The sequence below is a fragment of the Lysinibacillus sp. FSL K6-0057 genome (assembly GCF_038630885.1).
Taxonomy (GTDB): domain Bacteria; phylum Bacillota; class Bacilli; order Bacillales_A; family Planococcaceae; genus Lysinibacillus; species Lysinibacillus fusiformis_F.
Genome location: NZ_CP152047.1, coordinates 989,682 through 1,009,851, shown reverse-complemented (window position 1 = coordinate 1,009,851; position 20,170 = coordinate 989,682). Strand labels below are relative to the sequence as shown.

General features: G+C 37.0%; 18 protein-coding genes. 4 read left to right on the top strand and 14 right to left on the bottom strand.

Annotation, left to right across the window (positions count from 1 at the left end):
- Positions 1 to 48 precede the first annotated feature (48 nt).
- A complete protein-coding gene (ytvI, locus tag MHB40_RS04675) occupies positions 49 to 1,110 on the top strand; it encodes a sporulation integral membrane protein YtvI (protein ID WP_342534055.1) in 1,062 nt (353 codons plus the stop codon).
- 14 nt (positions 1,111 to 1,124) lie between these two features.
- On the opposite strand, the gene MHB40_RS04670 is transcribed toward ytvI, so the two are convergent.
- The 7 genes from MHB40_RS04670 to cyoE all read right to left on the bottom strand — a co-directional run bounded on the left by MHB40_RS04670 (position 1,125) and on the right by cyoE (position 7,730).
- Positions 1,125 to 1,586, bottom strand: coding sequence for a DUF420 domain-containing protein (locus MHB40_RS04670; RefSeq protein ID WP_205441758.1), 462 nt, complete (start codon positions 1,584 to 1,586; stop codon positions 1,125 to 1,127).
- A gap of 40 nt (positions 1,587 to 1,626) precedes the next feature.
- On the bottom strand, positions 1,627 to 2,550 hold the full coding sequence (gene ctaG, locus MHB40_RS04665) for a cytochrome c oxidase assembly factor CtaG (RefSeq protein ID WP_342534054.1): 924 nt from the start codon (positions 2,548 to 2,550) through the stop codon (positions 1,627 to 1,629).
- A 180-nt stretch (positions 2,551 to 2,730) separates the two neighbouring features.
- Positions 2,731 to 3,075: a cytochrome C oxidase subunit IV family protein gene (locus MHB40_RS04660; protein WP_205441754.1), complete on the bottom strand. Its 345-nt coding sequence runs from the start codon at positions 3,073 to 3,075 to the stop codon at positions 2,731 to 2,733.
- On the bottom strand, positions 3,075 to 3,701 hold the full coding sequence (locus MHB40_RS04655) for a cytochrome c oxidase subunit 3 (RefSeq protein WP_004224788.1): 627 nt from the start codon (positions 3,699 to 3,701) through the stop codon (positions 3,075 to 3,077). Before MHB40_RS04655 ends, MHB40_RS04660 begins: the two co-directional genes overlap by 1 nt.
- Positions 3,701 to 5,584 (bottom strand): cytochrome c oxidase subunit I, encoded by a 1,884-nt coding sequence (gene ctaD, locus MHB40_RS04650; protein ID WP_205441752.1) that lies wholly within the window; start codon positions 5,582 to 5,584, stop codon positions 3,701 to 3,703. Before ctaD ends, MHB40_RS04655 begins: the two co-directional genes overlap by 1 nt.
- A 40-nt stretch (positions 5,585 to 5,624) precedes the next feature.
- Positions 5,625 to 6,713: a cytochrome c oxidase subunit II gene (gene coxB / locus MHB40_RS04645; protein WP_131521646.1), complete on the bottom strand. Its 1,089-nt coding sequence runs from the start codon at positions 6,711 to 6,713 to the stop codon at positions 5,625 to 5,627.
- 99 nt (positions 6,714 to 6,812) lie between these two features.
- On the bottom strand, positions 6,813 to 7,730 hold the full coding sequence (gene cyoE / locus MHB40_RS04640) for a heme o synthase (RefSeq protein WP_205441750.1): 918 nt from the start codon (positions 7,728 to 7,730) through the stop codon (positions 6,813 to 6,815).
- A 336-nt stretch (positions 7,731 to 8,066) separates the two neighbouring features.
- On the opposite strand from cyoE, the gene MHB40_RS04635 reads away from it, so the two are divergent.
- Positions 8,067 to 8,990, top strand: a complete 924-nt coding sequence (locus MHB40_RS04635; protein ID WP_205441748.1) for a heme A synthase — start codon at positions 8,067 to 8,069, stop codon at positions 8,988 to 8,990.
- A gap of 51 nt (positions 8,991 to 9,041) precedes the next feature.
- On the opposite strand, the gene MHB40_RS04630 is transcribed toward MHB40_RS04635, so the two are convergent.
- The 5 genes from MHB40_RS04630 to MHB40_RS04610 all read right to left on the bottom strand — a co-directional run bounded on the left by MHB40_RS04630 (position 9,042) and on the right by MHB40_RS04610 (position 14,948).
- Positions 9,042 to 9,230, bottom strand: coding sequence for a hypothetical protein (locus MHB40_RS04630; protein ID WP_342442630.1), 189 nt, complete (start codon positions 9,228 to 9,230; stop codon positions 9,042 to 9,044).
- On the bottom strand, positions 9,223 to 9,843 hold the full coding sequence (locus MHB40_RS04625; RefSeq protein WP_342534053.1) for a TetR/AcrR family transcriptional regulator: 621 nt from the start codon (positions 9,841 to 9,843) through the stop codon (positions 9,223 to 9,225). Before MHB40_RS04625 ends, MHB40_RS04630 begins: the two co-directional genes overlap by 8 nt.
- A gap of 134 nt (positions 9,844 to 9,977) precedes the next feature.
- Positions 9,978 to 13,412 carry a pyruvate carboxylase gene (gene pyc / locus MHB40_RS04620; protein WP_342534052.1) on the bottom strand — a complete coding sequence of 1,145 codons (3,435 nt, stop codon included), beginning with the start codon at positions 13,410 to 13,412 and terminating at the stop codon, positions 9,978 to 9,980.
- Positions 13,413 to 13,424: 12 nt separating this feature from the next.
- Positions 13,425 to 14,606, bottom strand: a complete 1,182-nt coding sequence (locus tag MHB40_RS04615) for an FtsW/RodA/SpoVE family cell cycle protein (RefSeq protein WP_205441740.1) — start codon at positions 14,604 to 14,606, stop codon at positions 13,425 to 13,427.
- Between the two features lie 60 nt (positions 14,607 to 14,666).
- Complete coding sequence (locus MHB40_RS04610; protein ID WP_036125355.1) at positions 14,667 to 14,948, bottom strand: YlaN family protein; 282 nt, start codon at positions 14,946 to 14,948, stop codon at positions 14,667 to 14,669.
- A gap of 182 nt (positions 14,949 to 15,130) precedes the next feature.
- On the opposite strand from MHB40_RS04610, the gene MHB40_RS04605 reads away from it, so the two are divergent.
- Together MHB40_RS04605 and MHB40_RS04600 are read left to right on the top strand one after the other, a co-directional pair.
- Positions 15,131 to 15,631: a peptidyl-prolyl cis-trans isomerase gene (locus tag MHB40_RS04605; protein ID WP_205441738.1), complete on the top strand. Its 501-nt coding sequence runs from the start codon at positions 15,131 to 15,133 to the stop codon at positions 15,629 to 15,631.
- An 11-nt stretch (positions 15,632 to 15,642) separates the two neighbouring features.
- Complete coding sequence (locus tag MHB40_RS04600) at positions 15,643 to 15,846, top strand: YlaI family protein (protein ID WP_342534051.1); 204 nt, start codon at positions 15,643 to 15,645, stop codon at positions 15,844 to 15,846.
- Between the two features lie 731 nt (positions 15,847 to 16,577).
- Here MHB40_RS04600 and MHB40_RS04595 read toward each other — a convergent pair.
- Both MHB40_RS04595 and MHB40_RS04590 read right to left on the bottom strand, forming a co-directional pair.
- Entirely contained in the window at positions 16,578 to 18,305 is a 1,728-nt protein-coding gene (locus MHB40_RS04595) for an ABC transporter ATP-binding protein (RefSeq protein WP_342534050.1), read from the bottom strand.
- Complete coding sequence (locus tag MHB40_RS04590; RefSeq protein WP_342534049.1) at positions 18,298 to 20,043, bottom strand: ABC transporter ATP-binding protein; 1,746 nt, start codon at positions 20,041 to 20,043, stop codon at positions 18,298 to 18,300. The genes MHB40_RS04595 and MHB40_RS04590 overlap by 8 nt, the downstream gene beginning before the upstream one ends.
- Positions 20,044 to 20,170 lie beyond the last annotated feature (127 nt).

Sequence of the window (20,170 nt, the reverse complement as noted above, 5' to 3'; positions counted from 1 at the left end):
TTTTCTTCTCATACTACCTATATCTATTACATGATGTAGGTGAGAAAAATGTTGTCATTTTTTAATCGTCCTTTTTTTCGTCATCCCATTATTGTTATCGCAATGGGTATACTTATTCTTTGGTCCATCTCCATATCGTTACCAATTTTACTTGCCTACTTAACCGCCTTACTTTTAGAACCGATTATTGTTCGAATGAGCAAACGGTTTCGAAAAAAACGGAAAATCGTTGTTTTTTTCTTTTTTCTATTTTTTCTAAGTATATCTTTATTATTATGTTCACTTCTCCTTTATATAAGCTGGAAACAATTTTCTTCCTTTATCATTGATATACCTGATTATCTTAATCAATTATCTGCTCTATGGATTCAAATGCAATCGAAGCTCAGCAATTACACCTATCATTTACCCGTAGAGCTCGTTTCACAAGTTCAATCCATGATTGCAAAAGCTTTAGCTTCCATCGAAAAATTTTCCCTATCCTTAACAAACGTCAATGTTTGGTCAACATTACTAACATATATTCCCACACGTCTATTTGATATTTTTGTTTATTGGATTGTGTTGTACATGTTACTTTTAGAATTACCAACAATTAATCGTAAATTATTAACGCCCGTTCCTTTTCATTACCATCAAAAAATTATCTTTATTGGTCAACGTGTTAAGCTAGCCTTATTTGGATTTCTAAAAGCTCAATTCCTTGTAGGGATAGGTATCTTTGCTATATCATTCGCTGCATTTTATTTTTTAAAAACACCTTTTCCTATACTACTAGCAATACTACTGGTTGTTTTAGACTTTATCCCTTTTCTTGATTCATTTATATTATTAGTCCCATGGGCGATCTATCAAGTCTTTGCAGGCGATTATTTATATGCAGTTGTCTTAATCTTATTAACCATTGGGCAATTTCTAGTTCGACGAATGATTGAACCAAAAATTATTGGCGATAAAATTGGTCTTTCTTCCTTGAATACCTTTATTGCCATGTTTATTGGTTTTAAAATCTTTGGATTTCTTGGAATATTAATTGGTCCATTACTTGTTGTCGTAGTGCTCTCACTATTCCAACCAACTATAAAAAATCTCCCTCCTGTACAAAAATAAGGAGGGAGATTTTTTTAAAACCCTAAAATGGCTTTAATAACAGATGTTGTTTCACCTGGTTCAAATAAAATATACAATAATAAATAAACGAGTACGCCTGTTATGGCAACGAAGAACCAAATAATACTTGTAATTGGCCCAATTCGTCTGTGTAATTTTAGGTTTGTTTTTAAACCTGAAATAATACTAACGATACCAAACACGGCTCCAGATGTCGCCAAAATAATATGGAAAATCAAGAAGAACGTATAATATGGTTTTAAATCTTCTCCACCGCCAAAAGCCGTATTTCCAATAAAGATGGTACGGGATGCATAGATAATAAAGAAAATAAGTGCCGCAACCCCTGCAGCAAGCATTACTTTCTTATGCCCCTCTACATTTCTTTTTATAATTAAGCCCCATCCTATCGCCACTAGTACAGCACTAATAACGATAAACGATGTACTAATAGTAGGCAAAATTTGCAATTCCATTATCAAAACCCCTTATACAAAGTAAATTTCTATTCTTCAATTAATGTTGCTGTTGACTTTCCCACTTTTTTTGATGGGCAGCTAAAGCATCAGCAGTGATTTTATCTGGATCTTTTTGCTCAGAACGATACCATCTTGTGAAAATTATACCAATTAGTACACCAAAAATAAGTTCTTGTAAGATTTTCATTAACACGCCTCCTAATTGCTGATCTGCAACAGGTTTCATGTCTGTAAATAGCTCTGGTCCAGATAAAGATAGGCCTGACAATGTAGAGGCTGGTACACAAAGCTCCATTGCCTTTAACCATGCATCACCGTTTGTGTATGTCTCATACATTGCATTTGGGGCAAAGATGATTAATCCACAAGCAGGTGTAATTAAAACGGCATTGGCAATAATATAGGCTAATTTATGCAAAGGCTTCATTTGAGCACTATCTGGCATATTTTGAATTAAAGGCCAGTACATAAACACTGCAGAAAGAAATAATACAAATGTATAGGTACCATGTAATGTTTCATTTAATTTAATGTAATCCAATATGGAAGGTAAATGATAAAAAGAAAATAGACCGATAAATACAAAGACTGCAACGACTGGTAATGTTAACACTTTAAACAATGTTCTAACAACCGGTGCCTCAATAGCCACCTTCCAAACCCACCAAGGGATTCCTTTAATTAAGAAAATAGGTACTAGCAATAACAAAATAGCCATTTGCACCATGTGCATGGTAAACATAATATGAGCCATTAAATCAATAGGAGATCCTTTGATAATATAAATGGTAATCATAGCTAACACAAAATAAATAGCTTCACTTTTTTTCAAAGGTTCACTTACTTTAAAATCTTTACGCCACTTTGTTGTGACTAGAAAATAGATGCTTGTTATAAAAACAAGAACCCCTATTAAATATGGGCTCCACAATGCTTGAAAACCAAATATACTAAGTGGCATATAGAACGCACTCCTTTAAACTTCAGTACTCCTATTATAAAACGCTTACAGCTATACTGCAATGAACGAAAGGTGAACAAATGTTAAGTTTAACATTGTTTGCTTCATTTGATACCTAAATACCTTTAAAACATAAGAAAAGCACGTTCGTACAAAATAACGAACGTGCTTTTTCGGTGATTACCACCAAATGATTGTTAAAAATGCTAAGAAGAATGTAAATGCGATTAAAATTCCCATCCACATGAAGAAACCAATAACGCCACCAAAGTGAGTTTTTTTGTCTTCTAAGTGCATGAAAGAATAAAGTTGAAGTACAACTTGAACGCCAGCCAACAATAATACGAATGGCATAATTAAGTATTTAGAAAAATCAGCTGCAACTACTGCGAATGCGATAAAAGTAAAGAAAATCATAATCGCAAAGTTGATTACTTGTTTACGCATATGAACGGCATTATGATGACGATCATACTCATACTGTGCTTGTGTCTTAGCAACTATAGGTGTATCGTGTGAAGACATTATCCGATCACTCCCATCAAGTAAACTACTGTAAAGATAAATACCCAAACTACGTCAATAAAGTGCCAATATAAAGCAGCTACGAAGAATTTAGGTGCATTGTACAGGTTTAATCCACGTTTAGCATTACGGATCATTAAAGTTCCAATCCATACAAGTCCTAAAGTTACGTGGAAACCGTGTGTACCAACTAAAGAATAAAACGCTGTTGCGAATGCAGATTGGTTAAATGTAAAACCAAGGTGCACATAGTGGTTGAACTCATAGATTTCAAGTGCTAAGAATCCAAGACCTAAAGCTAATGTAATCGCTAACCAAGTTTGCATGCCTTTAAAGTTAAAGTTACGCATATGGTAAATTGCATAAACAGATGTTAGTGATGATGTTAATAATAACATCGTCATAGCAAATGCTAATGGTAATTCAAATAAACCTTGAGTTGTGAACTCCATGCCAGCTGGCCCTTTGTTCTTAAGCGCTAAATAAGTAGCGAATAAACTTGCGAAAAGTACAACTTCACAGGCAAGGAAAATCCAGAAACCAACGACTTTATTTTTACCTTCCATCGTAGCTTGTTCAGGATGATCTGGCCAAGTATGAGGAGTAAATTTAGTATTGAAATCCATTATTTATTTCCTCCTTTGCCGTAAAGATGTTCTTCAATTTCAATAATTTCTTCTTTGTGTAAATGGAAGCCATGATCGTCTTTAACAGAACGAGCAATCATCGCACCAAATGTAATCGCTAAACCAATGATTAATACATAGATTGACCATGGTTTATCTGCATCTGGATTGTAAAGTGCACCGAATGCTGCAATAAACATACCTAATGAAATAACGAATGGAATCGCTGAGTTATTTGGCATATGGATATCACCTAGTGGCTCAGCAAATGTAACTTCTTTATTACCTTCTTGTTTTTCAATCCACCATGGATCTAAACCACGAACAAGTGGTGTTTGACGGAAATTGTAGAATGGAATTGGTTGTGGAATTGACCATTCTAAAGTACGTCCATCACCCCATGGGTCGCGACCTGCTGGTTTGCCCTTAATAGACATTAAGCAGTTGATTACCATTAAGATAACCCCTACACCCATCATTAATGCACCGATTGTAGAGATATAGTTGAATTGATCCCAACCTTGACCATCCATGTAAGTGAATACACGACGTGGCATACCCATCAAACCTAAGAAATGTTGAAGGAAGAATGTTAAATGGAATCCGATAAAGAATACCCAGAAAGTAATCTTACCAAGCGTTTCGTTTAACATACGGTTGAAGAAAATTGGCCAGTAGAAGTGCGCTGAACCAAATAATGCTGTAACGATACCACCAACGATTACGTAGTGGAAGTGAGCAACGATAAAGTAAGAATCATGTAATTGGTAGTCAAGAGGTGCAGATGCTTGCATTACCCCTGTAACACCACCCGCAACGAATGACGGGATGAAACCAAGTGCATAAAGCATTGGTGTCGTAACTTTAATTGATCCGCCCCAAATAGTTAGGATCCAGTTGAATACTTTCATACCTGTTGGAACCGCAATTGCCATTGTTGCAACAGCGAAGATTGCGTTTGCTGTTGGCCCAAGACCAACTGTAAACATATGGTGAGCCCAAACCATGAACCCTAAGAAACCAATTAAAATTGTAGCGAATACCATTGAAGAGTATCCAAATAGACGCTTACGAGAGAACGCTGGAATAATCTCAGAGAATAAACCGAATGCCGGTAATACTAAGATATAAACCTCTGGGTGTCCGAAGATCCAGAATAAGTGCTCCCAAATTACTGTGTTACCACCCATTGTATGGTCAAAGAAGTTACCGCCGAACATACGGTCAAATAACATCATTAATAAACCAATTGTTAATGGAGGGAATGCGAATAAAATTAATGCACTTGATACAAGAGCAGTCCAAGTGAATAATGGCATACGCATAAATGTCATACCTGGAGCACGCATTGTAATAATCGTAACGATAAAGTTAAGACCTGAAATTAAAGTACCTGCCCCTGAAATTTGTAAACCAAGAACATAGAAATCAATACCATGTCCTGGAGAGTATAAAGATAATGATGCATAAGAAGTCCAGCCCGCATCAGGAGCGCCACCCATAAAGAATGACAGGTGAAGGAATACTGCACCTAGGAAGAATAACCAGAACCCTAATGAGTTAAGGAACGGGAATGCAACGTCACGCGCACCAATTTGTAATGGTACAAGCATGTTCATAAATGCGAATAATAGTGGCGTAGCAGCTAGGAATAACATTGTTGTTCCGTGCATCGTTAATAATTCATTGAAAAAACCAGCTGATATGAAATCATTATTTGGTTTCATTAATTGAATACGCATTAATAATGCTTCAAAACCAGCGATAGCGAAGAACAATGTACCGGCTAATAAATACATCACTGCTAACTTTTTATGGTCAACAGTAGTGATGTAATCCCAGACAGCTGCTCCAAAGCCCTTTTTCTGTGTGTATGAGCTCACAACTTTTACCTCCCTCAAAATTTGTTACATAGAACGAAAATTATTTTTCTACTGATAAGCCCATGATGTAAGTTGCAAGAGCTTCAATTTCTTCATCAGATAAATCACCGTAGATAGGCGCAGTGCCTTCAGCATTCATCATTAAGTTACCTGGTTTAAATTCCTCAGGGTTTTTAATCCAAGCTTTTAAGCTTTCTTCATTATGCTCTAAGAAACCAGCAACACGGTTACGGTCACCAAACGTAGTTAAGTTTGGACCTGGTGTACCACCTGCTCCAGAACCAGAGATAGCATGACAGCCTAAGCAGCTGTTAGCAAAAGTTGCTTCACCAAGATCAGTTGAAGCTTTGTCAGCTGTTTGTCCTTCTGTCGCTTTCATTGCATCAACCCATGCGTCAAATGCATCTGGGCTTAATGTTTTTACTTTAAAGTCCATTAATGCATGTGAAGGACCACATAATTCAGCACATTTTCCATAAAATACGCCATCTTTAAGATCTTTTGATTCTTTATCGAATACTAAGTAGAATTTGTTTAAGTTTTCTACGTTTGTATCCATTTTACCGCCTACAGCAGGAATCCAGAATGAGTGCTTAACATCGGCAGCTTTTAAATTAAAGTAAACTTTTTCACCTGTTGGTACCACTAGCTCTTGAGCCGTTACGATACCTTGGTTAGGATATTCGAATTCCCACCAGTATAATTTTGCCGTTACATTGATCGTTAGGGCTGTTTTGTTCCCTTCTTCATCTACTTCATCCATTGCAGCTACATCTGCAAATTTATAAGTAGTTGTAACAACTGGTACAGCGATAATTAATAATAAAATAATCGGAATAACTGTCCAAATCACTTCTAAAGTATGACTACCCTCTACTTGCTTAGGGATAACATTTTCACCAACGCGTGAGCGACGGTATTTTAAGAATGCAAGTAAATAAATAACGGATACTATTACTACTACTAGCGTCATAATTACAGTAGTTAACAGTAATAAATTCAATTGTTGTTTACCTACTTCTCCAGATGGTTTTAGTGTAGAAAGATAATCTTCACCACAACCTGAAAGGAAAACCATCATCACTGCTAGAAGTGAAAAAAGACGCCATTTTTTAAGCCCTTTCATCATAGCTTAATTAAACCCCTCTTTCTTTGTTGTATTTTCATGTGTACCTAGGACATCAGTTCTGTCTATATGAATTCTTATAAAAAGAAAGAATCCCTAACTTTAGCTAAACACCGCAAATATTATGATGGATACAAATAGTATGGTCATATGATTCAACGAATAAATAAACATTTTATTTGCCCATTTCATATCATCTTTTGTTGTAAAGCCTTTCAGAGCTAGTATTAACCAACCCAAGTTCAATGCAGTAGCAAGAGTTAAAAAGCCAATTCCAAGCTCTGTTAAAAGGAAAGGTAACGGTAATAATAAAAGAATCCAGAATAACATTGAGTACTTTGTACGTTTAAATCCCTTTATAACAGGTAGCATTGGTATTTTAGCCGCACGATATTCCTCAGTCCGTTTCATAGCAAGCGCATAAAAATGTGGTGGTTGCCATGCAAACATAATAAGGAATAAAGCTAGTGCTCCTGGACCTAACGCAGGCTCAACCGCTGCGAATCCAATAACAGGAGGAATAGCCCCCGAAATACTACCTACAACCGTGTTACTAACATGCTTCCTCTTCGACCACATTGAATACAGAACGACATAAGCAAATATTCCTACTAGTCCCCACATGCCGGCTGCAAACGATGCCGCAAATAACAAAATTTCACCTACAATTAAAAATGAGAGGGCAATGGTCAACACAAAGTTTGGCTTAAATCTGCCTGTCACTGTCGGTCTTGCTTTTGTTCTTTTCATGATAGGATCTATATCCTGATCAATGAAGTTATTCATTGCACCTGAGCCACCAATGATTAATGCCGCACCCAGCATGGTGTAAAATATGACATCAAGCTCTTGCAAGAAATGTCTACCAGTAAACTGAAAAGCCAGCCACATCCCTGTAAACGTTGTGACAAGATTCGAGTTAACGATTCCAATTTTTATTAGTGCTAAGAAATCTTTTACAACAGATGTTGTTTCTGGACCAGTATTTCTAGTAGCCGCCAGTGTACGACCGTTTGACATAATACCTCTCCTTTCATTTTTGTAAGCATATTCCGCTAACAATAACTATAGCGAAATTTGCGATTGATTTCTAGACATTAAGTGAAATTTAGATGAAGTTGTAAAAATTAGTTTTGTCTAGAAATATAATTAAAAACAACATATCTATAGTAAAACATTTTCTAAAATGAATTGTGAAGGTTAAAGCACGAAATTATGAACAATTTGTGAAATGGAATCGACATCTAGTAGTCCCTTCTCTTTACAAGTTGTTTTTTATACGTATTTTCGATATTATCTAGTAGCAGAAACATTACGTTCTTGTAATGTTGATAGATAAAGTAGGTGACTCATTTTATGCAACACAACAGGTATTTGAAGTGGTTTGCTGTTGCCGCTACAGTAGGGATGCTCCTTATATTATTAGGTGGGGCTCTCGTTACAAAAACAGATAGTGGCCTAGGCTGTGGTCGAAACTGGCCTGATTGTAATGGATCTCTTATTCCAAAGGAGATTACACCAGAAGTCCTTATTGAATTCTCACATCGTCTTGTAACTGGAGTCGTATCTATTTCAATTCTTGTGTTAACCATTTGGACATGGCGTAAACTCGGACATATTCGTGAAGTAAAGCTATTAGGTTTCTTAGCAATGTTTTTCTTAATCGCGCAAGCTCTTATTGGAGCAGCTCAAGTATTATGGGGGCAAGGTGATTTCATCTTAGCACTTCATTTTGGGATATCTCTTATTTCCTTTGCTGCGGTTCTTCTTCTTTCTATGATTGTATTTGAAGTCGATCGGAAATTTGATGCTGATAACGTATTTATTGGTAAAAAGTTACGATGGCATACAATTGCTGTCACAATTTATTCTTATTTAGTCGTTTATACAGGGGCGTTAGTTCGTCATACAGATTCGAGCTTAATTTGCCCTGATTGGCCATTTTGCTATAATGAAACACCTTTCGCACCGCCGAATAACATGTATGAATGGGTGCAAATGGGACATCGATTAGCTGTTCTTATTATTTTCATTTGGATTGCATACATAACTTGGCACGCTGTGAAAGAGTATAAAAACCAACGTGTTATTTACTATGGATGGGTAATTGCCTTTACTATAGTAGTTTTACAAGTGATTGCTGGTATGTTAGTAGTCCTAACTAAACTGAATTTAACGGTCGCTTTACTGCATTCATTATTTATTTCCCTTTTATTCGGTTTATTATGTTACATGATTATGCTAGTTGCTCGAAGTAATTATAATGAAAAAAAGAAATAGCCCATTAAAAAAGATTCGCCACCAATGATGTGTCGAATCTTTTTTCTACGATTATTTTTGTTTCTTCATAGCCTCTGTCCCAATAATTCCTACAATTAAAATAATCATGGATACTAGTGCATAATCTTTAAAAAATGTTGTAAAGGGAATGTCGAAATATCGACAAATTAACGTTACAAGACGGCCCCCTAATAGAATTAAACCAATGACTAACATCCAGTTAAATAGTGCTTTAAGCATTTTTTGGCCCCTCTACTTTCATTGCTGTCCATATAATATTTGTTACTTCGTAACTATAATCCTCTGCTGCAATAGCAAGCGGTCCCCCTATTAGCATGTATTCACCAATAGCTCCTTGAATAACTTTTGCCATTACATTGATAGAGCTGACACTAAATGTCCCCTGTTTTTTACCCTCTTCTAAAATATTACATAATGCCATCAATAACGGATCTTCTTCTTCATCTGGCAGTTTATAGTAAGGGATATCTTCTGTCGTCCGAGCATTGAAAACAATTTCTAATAATGCTGTATTTTCCTTCGGGTGTGTCGCTTGATAAGCAATACTTGCCTCTATGAAGTTTGCTAATCGTGTAACAGGATTATTGGCAGTATATGTTTTTGTCAAAATAAAAGTTGTTGATTGATCAATTAGCGCTTGCAGACTTTGATTGATTAAATCTTGTCGATCTACAAAATGATAAGAAATTAATGCTGTGCTAATAGAAGCACGTTTAGCGATTTGTGCTAAACTCGCCTTCACATAACCAATTTCATCAAGGGTCGTTATCGTAGCTTCAATAATTTGCTGCTTTCTTGCTTCCTGAATAAAGGTATTTTTATTACGATCCATAGAACCTCCAATTGATTGATTGAACATTTTTTTGATTAACTAATCAAATCTTATATAATTTATCACTTAAACACAATAAAAAAAGGTTATGTAGATACTAATAAAAGTATCTAATAACCTCTTTTCACGACTATTTATTCAATTTCAATCAGTAAATCCCCTGTTGAAATCGCATCTCCTGCACTTGCATATACCTCTTTTACAATGCCGTCTTTTGGTGCTTGAACAGTTGTTTCCATTTTCATCGCTTCTGTAATTAATAGGTGATCGCCACGTTTAACTGGACTACCTTTAGAAACAACGACTTTCAACACAGTACCTGGCATTGTAGCACCGATTTGATTTGGATTGCTTGGATCGGCTTTTAATGCTAGATTGCCATCTACCTCAACAGTCATGTCTTGAATCACCAATTCACGCGATTGTCCATTGAGCTCAAAGTACAGGACACGTGTTCCATTGTGTTGCGGTTCCCCGATTGATACGAGTTTAATAATCAATGTTTTCCCTTTTTCGATTTCGACTTCAATAATTTCTCCAAGCTTTAAGCCATATAAGAATGTTGGTGTGTCGAGAACCGAAATATTGCCAAAGGATTCTGCCGTTTTTGCATACTCCTCAAAGACTTTTGGATAGAGAGCATAAGCCAGTACATCCTTTTTCGTTACAGGACGATTTAATTTCGTCTCTAGCACCGCCTCTAATTGATCAAACTGAATAGGCTCTAATAATTCTCCCGGACGAACGCTAATTGCTTCGCGATCTTTTAGCACTACTTGTTGTAATGCCTCTGGGAACCCGCCATATGGCTGCCCAAGATAGCCTTGGAAAAATTCAATGACTGAATCTGGGAAGTCAATCGTTTGCCCTCTTGTTAAGACCGTATTTTCGTCTAGATCATTTTGTACCATGAATAAAGCCATATCACCTACCACCTTGGAAGATGGTGTCACTTTGACAATATCACCAAACAGTAGATTTACACGGGAATACATACGCTTCACTTCTTCCCAACGATCACCAAGACCTACTGCTTTTGCTTGCTGCTGTAAGTTACTATATTGTCCACCAGGCATCTCATGCACATAAATTTCTGAATGTGGGCTGATCATGCCACTTTCGAAATCTTTATAGTATTTACGAACATCTTCCCAGTAGTACGATAATTTTTCCATAGAATCGATATCCGCACGTACCTCACGTTTACTGCCCTTCATCGCATAGTACAACGAGTTTGCACTTGGCTGAGATGTTAAGCCCGCCATAGACCCAAGTGCTGTATCGATAATATCTACACCAGCTTCAATGGCTTTGGCATATAAGTAAATTCCATTACCACTTGTGTCATGCGTATGCAAGTGAATTGGCAGACTTGTCGTCTCTTTTAACTCGGAAATTAAACGATAGGCCGCTTCTGGCTTCAGTAAACCAGCCATATCTTTAATAGCTAGAATATGAGCACCTGCTACCTCTAGCTCCTTCGCCATATCCTTATAATATTGCACAGAATATTTCGCACGACTATCATCCAAAATGTCACCTGTATAACAGATTGCTGCTTCGGCAATTTTTCCTGATTGACGCACCGCATCAATCGCTACTTCCATACCTTTAATCCAGTTTAAGCTATCGAAAATACGGAATACATCAATACCTGATGAAGCTGATTCCGCGATAAATTCACGAATTAGATTGTCAGGATAGTTTGTATAACCAACAGCATTAGCTCCACGTAGTAACATCTGGAATAACACATTTGGCACTTGTTCACGCAGTTTCGCTAGGCGCTCCCACGGGTCCTCTTTCAGGAAACGATAGGCTACGTCAAATGTTGCCCCGCCCCACATTTCCAGCGAGAATAATTGATGCATCATACGTGCTGTCGCATCGGCAATTTGGTACATATCTTGCGAACGAACACGTGTAGCGAGTAATGATTGATGCGCATCACGGAATGTTGTATCTGTTAGTAGTACATCGTCTTGTGCTAAAATCCACTGCACCAAGCCATCTGCCCCTTGTGTATCTAAAATCTGCTTCGTACCTGCTGGTGGTACAATTAAAGGATCGATTTTAGGTTGGTTCGGCTGCACAAAAATGGGCTTTGACTTCTTTTCTACTCCCGGGAAGCCATTTAATGTCACGTTTCCGATATAGCTTAATAGCTTTGTCCCACGGTCTTGACGAACAGGGAACTCGAAAAGCTCTGGCGTTGTATCAATAAAGCTTGTATCAAAGGCACCTGATATAAATTTCTCATGTGTAACGACATTGTTTAAAAATGGGATATTCGTTTTGACACCACGAATACGGAATTCTTTCAAATTACGATCCATTTTCGCAGCAGCTTCTTTAAAGTTCATGCCCGATGTCGAAATTTTCACTAATAGAGAATCATAATAAGGTGTTACGACAGCACCTTGGAATCCATTCCCGGCATCTAAACGTACTCCAAAACCGCCACTAGAACGGTAAACCATTAATTTTCCTGTATCTGGCATAAAGTCATTTGCAGGGTCTTCTGTTGTCACACGAGCTTGAATGGCATAGCCAATCATTGGCATATCTTCTTGCTTTGGCATATGAATTTCTTCACTGTGTAGTCCATAGCCTGCCGCTACCTTAATTTGGGCATGGACGATATCTACACCTGTAATCATTTCTGTAATCGTATGTTCTACTTGAATGCGAGGATTTACCTCGATGAAATAAAAATCGTCTCCTGCGACTAAAAATTCCACTGTCCCTGCATTTATGTACGAGACATTCTTCATTAATTTCACAGCAGCATCACAAATACGATTTCTTAACTCCTCCGAAATCGAATGAGATGGCGCAATTTCCACCACTTTTTGGTGACGACGCTGGATCGAGCAATCACGCTCATATAAATGCACAATATTGCCGTGTTGATCACCAATAATTTGTACTTCTATATGTTTTGGTTTTATGATGGCCTTCTCTACATACACTTCATCAGAACCAAAAGCAGCCTTTGCTTCTGATTTTGCTCTTTCATAAGAAGAAGCAAGATCTTCTGGCGTATGGACAAGACGCATCCCACGACCACCACCGCCAAGTGCCGCCTTAATCATAACTGGATAGCCATAATTGCTAGCAAACGTCTCTACCTCTGCTAGATTGGCTACAGGGCCGTCTGTACCTGGTATAACAGGAATCTCAGCCGCAATGGCTTGTGAACGTGCTTTGACTTTATCTCCAAACATATCTAAATGCTGAGAAGTTGGCCCGATAAAGACAATGCCCTCTTCCTCACAGCGACGTGCAAATTCCACGTTTTCAGATAAAAAACCATACCCTGGATGAATCGCATCAACATCTGCATCTTTTGCGATGGCAATAATACCTTCAATATCTAAATAAGCATCAATTGGTTTCTTGCCCGCTCCCACTAAATAAGCTTCATCTGCTTTAAAGCGATGAAAAGCACCACTATCCTCTCTTGAATAGATGGCAACAGTTTGGATATTCAGCTCCGTACAAGCACGGAAAATACGAATTGCAATTTCTCCTCGATTGGCTACGAGAATTTTGTTGATTGATTCCATAGGTATCCCCCTTTATGATTGTGTTTTTTTCCTCTCTACCTTTTCAAACATAGAAACATTGATTAATATCCCCATCGCTAAAGATAGAATGATTATAGATGTACCGCCATAGCTTATAAAAGGTAACGTTACACCGGTTAACGGGATTAACCCGGTTACACCCCCAAGATTAATAAACGATTGCCAGCCTATCCAGCTCGCAATGCCGGCCGCAATCATGCGTGCCAATGGATCTTTTGTTCGTAATGCAATAGAAAAACCTTTATATACAATAAATCCTAGACCACATAAGACAATTAAAACGCCCCAAATCCCTAGCTCTTCCATAATAATTGCCATAATAAAATCTGTTTGTGGTTCAGGTAAGTATCCTAATTTTTGAATGGATTGACCAAGGCCACGTCCTTCTAAGCCACCACCGCCAATGGCATAATAACTATTCACCACTTGGTGACCACTACCATCCTCATACTCAAACGGATTTAAGTAAGACAATATCCGTCCTTTTCGATTTCCTGTTAGTAGCTCTCCCTTAAATAACCAAAGAATACCAAGAATAGCTGTACCAAATGCACCTAACACACCAAAAAATTTCCAAAATGTTTTAAACGGAATACCACTTGAAGCTACAACTGAAACGGCAATTCCGCATAGAATAATTACTGCTCCTAAGTCTGTTTCAAAGGCTACCCCAGCAACCACTAAAATCCATAGAAAAATTGGGTAAAAAATTTCAGTAGGTTGTAGCTTTTCAAATGTATACTTTTGCGCTTTTCGATAAAAAGCAGCTGCAAAATATAAAATTATAAATAGTTTCGCATACTCTGAAGGCTGAAAATTACCTAATCCTGGAATAGCAATCCAACTTTGAGAGCCTACTTCATCTGCCCCATGACCAAACAATTTTAACCATGTGAATAACACCGCCAATACGACCGTTAGCAATAACATAATGTTCTTATTCGCATAATGTTTGTATGGAAAAAAGGCCGCCACTATAAAACCGAGAAAAGCCACCATTAAATTGGTCACTTGCTTTTGATAAAAAAAATCAGGTGCTTGTTTTTTCTGTGCAATAGCAACCATCATACTTGAACTGTAAATCATTATTAACCCAAATAAACTTAATAATAGGACCGTAAAAAATAAGGGGTAATCAAAATTTTGTGCATAACGTTTTAAGTATTGTCTCATTGGAAAACCTCGTTCTAGTAAAAAAACTCAAAGCGCAAAGAAGCGTTTGAGTTTTTCTTTTTATTTGTCTGTATACGCGTCGTGTAGTACAGAAAGTTCCTTCTCGAGTGAATCGAGAATTTCTTTGCCCTTATCACGTTCAATCAATCCAAGCTTCACAGCAAAGTCAATTTCACGTGACAGGCCGAACATTTGTGTATCTAATACTTCCTCATATAAAGGGCATTGTGGCATTGTTAAATGATCCATTTGTACTCGAATAAGGCGAGCAATCTTATCTGCATCAGCAACTAATAGCTCCAAAGCCTTCTCTTGAAAAGAAGTTTGTGATTTCGTATCCATGAGGACGCCCCCATTATCTGATATTTCTTCGATTCTATCTTAATAAAGTTTATCTTTTAGTCGATAAAAATGCAAGTGTCTTCGTTGGAAAATAGAGAATTGGAATTATATTTCTTTATTATCTCTAGGTATTAGCGTTATACTATGTCATGGATATACAAGATTTGAGGAGGATTTCTATTATGGAAACAATAATTCCTATCACAGGTGCAGTCACATACCAACTAACATTAGATCCTACTGTGTGGATTTTCGATGATCGTAAATTAGATTTAAACACTTACTTCATTACTCAAGATATTGAGGAAGATGCCGACATCAAGTATATGCGTGAAGTAGGAGCTCACTGGTCACGTGAAATTATGGAAGGGGCAACATTCCCACCTACATTAAAATCTGAGCGGAAATTTGACCGTAAAGGAATGGAAACAGGTACTTTTGGTATCGAATTAAGTCATTTCTTGAAGAATGCTGAAATTAAACAAGAAGCGACAAAAATCGTCTTAACTTGCAAAGATGGTCAAGAATATCCATTCACAATTGAAGAAGCTTATACACTTATTTTAAAATATAGCCAAGATGGCAAGCCCCTTTTAGAAGATGGGCCAATCCATGTATTACTAAGAGACGGTTCAAATATTGACAATCCTATTAAAAACGTATCAGCCATTCGTGCTGAATAGGAGGGAATGCAATGCGCGTTAAATGCGTTATTTGCGATACGATTCATAATTTAGATGATAATTTACCTTTAGCAAAAAAATTGCGTAATCGACCAATTCATACCTATATGTGCGATGTTTGTCATGATCGCATTTCTGAAAATACGGTCGCACGAATGGAAACAGGCAATTTCCGTTTTTATCGTACTTCACCACAAATGGATAAAGAATTTTAAATAAATCATGCTAATAACAAAATCATTCCGAGATATGAGTATTCTCGGAATGATTTTTTAGTGTTGAAAAACAAAACAGTCAATTGAAAGGTAGAAATGGATTTCCGTTGCTGGCTACTTGCTTTCCTGTGAGCGAGCGCCGAGCCGCTTCCTCTGCTACCGCTCCGTTTAGTGTCTCGCTATCCCACGGGAGTCAAGTAGCCTTCCACTCCAATCAACAAAAGTGTTACCTTTTTAGCAAAGGTTTTCAAATAAAGTGTAGGTTTTATGAAGAGGTGTTGTCACGCATCACTTCCCCAATAAGAGCTTATCCCCTCTAAGAATACAGATAATGGGCGATTTTGTTCAGGAAAAGACACTTTGCAGCATGGTTGATTGGAGTGGAGCCAGCGTCACTCCTTGGGGATTTAGCGTCACAGAGGAGACCCTGGAGCGAACGTAAGTGAGTGAAGCGGCTCATCGGACGCCCCCTGGAAAGGTCGCTGGCGGAAAGGAAATCAACCCCTCACCTTGCCAAGTTGCTTTTTCTGCCGTTGACATCATCTTTTTTCAACAACATGAAATCATTCCGAGATATGAGTATTCTCGGAATGATTTTTTGCTTGATTAGGATATATACTAGGAACAGTATTAATTTGTAGTTAAGAGGTCAGGCTAACTTATTTTCGCTGATATCCCATACTGTTTTACCATGATTGTTACCAGGAGGATGAACTATTCTTAACGATAAATCAAGAAATTTTCCATCCTTTCGCCTCTAGCTGCTCATGATAAAGCTGAGCATAGCCTCCTTCTAATTTAATTAACTCATCATGTGTTCCTTGCTCAGTAATCTGTCCATCCTTTAACAAGAAAATTTTATCTGCATTTTGAATCGTGTTTAATTTGTGTGCAATAACGACTACTGTCTTTCCTTGCATTAATTCATCAATGACCTCCTTTATCTCCATTTCATTATCGGGGTCAAGTGATGCCGTTGCCTCATCCAACAAAATAATAGGTGCATCTTTTAAAAACGCTCTTGCTAGAGAGATTCTTTGTTTTTCACCTCCAGATAAAGTTGAGCCTCCTTCACCAACGATTGTTTCATAACCTTGTTCCATTGCCATAATGAAATCATGGCAATTAGCTCGTTGACAGGCTATTTCCACTTCCCTACGTGTAGCCTGTGAATTACCAATTAAAACATTATTGTAAATGGAATCGTTCAATAAAAATGGATGTTGGAACATAATACTCATATTTTGTAGCAAATAATCAGGTGCTATGCGAGAAATCGTTTCTCCACCAATCATAATTTTCCCTGCATCAATATCCCAAAAGCGAGCTAGTACATTTAATATAGTGCTTTTACCAGAACCAGAAGTACCAATTAAAGCGACAGTAGATTTTGTAGGTATCGTAAAACTAATATCCTTTAAAACCGCTTGCCCTTCTTCATAGGAAAACTTTACATTTTCAAAAACTATATCAAAATCTGTAAATGTGGGATTTTCCAATTCGTAAGTAGGCATCTCTTTTTTATATACAGATGCAACATAATTAACAGCTACGGACAACATTTTTATTTCAGTGTAAAACTGACTAAACGGTTTAAACATTGCGGATATACCTAACGAAATAATGATGAAAAGAACCATCGCTTGGGCGTCAATTGTCCCTCCTAATAGACTGTAGGAGCCTACTAGGAAAACAAGTGGTACGATACAGTCAATAATTATAAAAAATAAAAAATTAACGGGTACAAGCTGCAATTCGACTTTAATACTAACATCACGATACTTTTTTAAAGCATCATGCAAACGTTTAAAAGCCTCGCCTGTTTGATTATGAGCTCGAAATACTTTAATACCATCAATATATTCCATTACTCGCGACAACACTTCAGCCACAATATCTTTTTTATGTTCCCCATTTTTACGCCCTAAGTGACCAGCTAAGAGGAGCAGCGGAATCGATAACAGCACCATAATCAGCTGTGCCATAGCAAGTTGAGGATTAATGAAAAATGATACACTTAAAATATAAGTAGTGATCATTGTAATTTTTAAAATATCGCCTATTAAGTGCGTAATAACCCGTTCGATATCACTCATATTTCCTGTACAAATATTAATCAGTTTGCCAATGCTTTGTTTTGAGAAATAACCTAGAGGTAAGGATTTTAAATGGTTGGATACGTTGATACGTGCATCACGAATAAGTATGGAACCTCTTAACTGATACAAATATTGAGAAAAACCAATGAATACAACACGGATGACAAAGCTGCCTATCAGCATCATGAATGCAAGTTTCAAGACATCAGAGGTAAAACTTCCTTGAACAATATTTACAATGACATAATACAGTGCTCCATACATAGTAGCGGTGCCAAATGTATCTAAAATAGATAATCCAATAGGTAGATACATGCGCTTCAATTGTCCTTTAAAGATGAGCTGTAAGTTGCTAAACATTGAGTGATACCCCCTTCTCATACTTAGTATAGCTTTGCCACATCTGATAATATCTACCTTGCTTGTTCATTAATTGGGCATGTGCACCATACTCAATAATCTCTCCCTCATCAAACACATAAATAATATCTGCTTCTTTAATCGTATGTAAACGATGGGCTATAATAATGGTCATTTTATCTTTTAATAAATGATCAAGGGCTCTTTGTATTTTCCTTTCGTTCTCTATATCTGAATGTGAGGTTGCTTCATCTAAAATAACAATAGGAGCGTCCTTCAATAGGGCTCTAGCAATCGCAATTCTCTGTTTTTGTCCTCCACTAACTTTTATACCTGCCTCACCAAGCTTCGTCTGATAGCCGTTTGGTAAAGAAACGATAAAATCATGAATTTCTGCATTACGGCATACGTGCTCTACTTGCTCTATAGAATAGTTTTGACCCATAATGATATTCTCATAAATTGTATCCTCAGATAAAAAGGTATCTTGAAAAACAAAGGATATTAAATTCATTAAGTTGTGTTGAGCAATCGTTTGTATTGGCTGACCATTAATACAAATCTCGCCCTCTTCTGCGTCAAAAAATCTAGCTGCCAGTTCAGCTGCAGTCGTTTTACCTGCACCTGATGGACCAACAAAGGCAATTTTTTGTCCCTTTTTAAGCTGGAGTGAAATATCTTTTAGTACATACTTTGTATCATACTTAAATGATACATTTTGAAAGGATAATGAACGTACTTCTTTCGACTGTATATCGATTGCTCCCTGTGGCTGAGAAGGTACAAGCCAAATATCCTGAATACGAGATACCCCCTCCAATGTCATCGCTAATGTGCCTCCAAAATCAAGCAATTGCTTGAGCGAAGATAAAAAAGTCATACTCATTACAACAATTAACAAAAAGGCACTAGGTTCAAGCGTCCCATGTAAAACTCGTATGCCTCCAACAGGAATAATAAACACTAAAGCAGATTCTGTTAAAACAACAAACAAAGCATAGTAAGGAGATTGCTCACGATTGATAGATGCCCACATCAATTGGTATTCTTCAATCGCTGTTCGCAACTTTTTAAAGGAGGAGCCAGCTATATTAAACGCTTTAAAAACAGCCATTCCTCGAATATATTCAACAAAAGAGGCATTCATATTTTCTAATTGAGTATGATAATTTTGCATACGACTATCAAAGTTTTTAAACATTATTATTTGTAGTAAAAAACTTAACCCTAATGGTATTAAAAGGATTAAGCTCAGCTTCCAGTCAATCGTCATTAAATAAATAAAAATAACAAGCGGTGCCATTATGGCGGCTGCAAAATCCGGCAATTGATGGGCCAATGAGTTTTCTATTTTTTCAATATCCTCATTGATAGATTTCTTTAATTCGCCTGAATTTTTCTTAGAAAAATAGCCTAAAGGCAATGTTGCTAGATGATTGATTGTTTTAATCCGTAACTGATACAGCACGCTAAAAGCCGCAATATGTGAAAACGTTCCTGATACTCCTAAAAGAACAAAGCGCACAACAACAATCACTGCAGTCCATATTGACCATACTTTAATGTGCTCATAATTAGGTTCAGGCTGTAATAACTCATTTAAAATAAAATAGCCCACTAAAAAAGGTGCATATGTTAGTAATGTACTCAGGACACTAAATAGTGCTGCTAAATATAATTTCCCATGCTCCTCTTTAGCCTCTCGCCAAAGAAAAGTGAGATTAGATTTCTTCTGCATACAGTTATGCGCCTCCAATGTAAAAGTATTATGCATAGTCTAATTGATAATGGTTTTCGATTACCACTCTAAAAAATAAAAAAACAATCCAAAAAGCTGCCCATTTAACAACAAGTTAAAATGGACA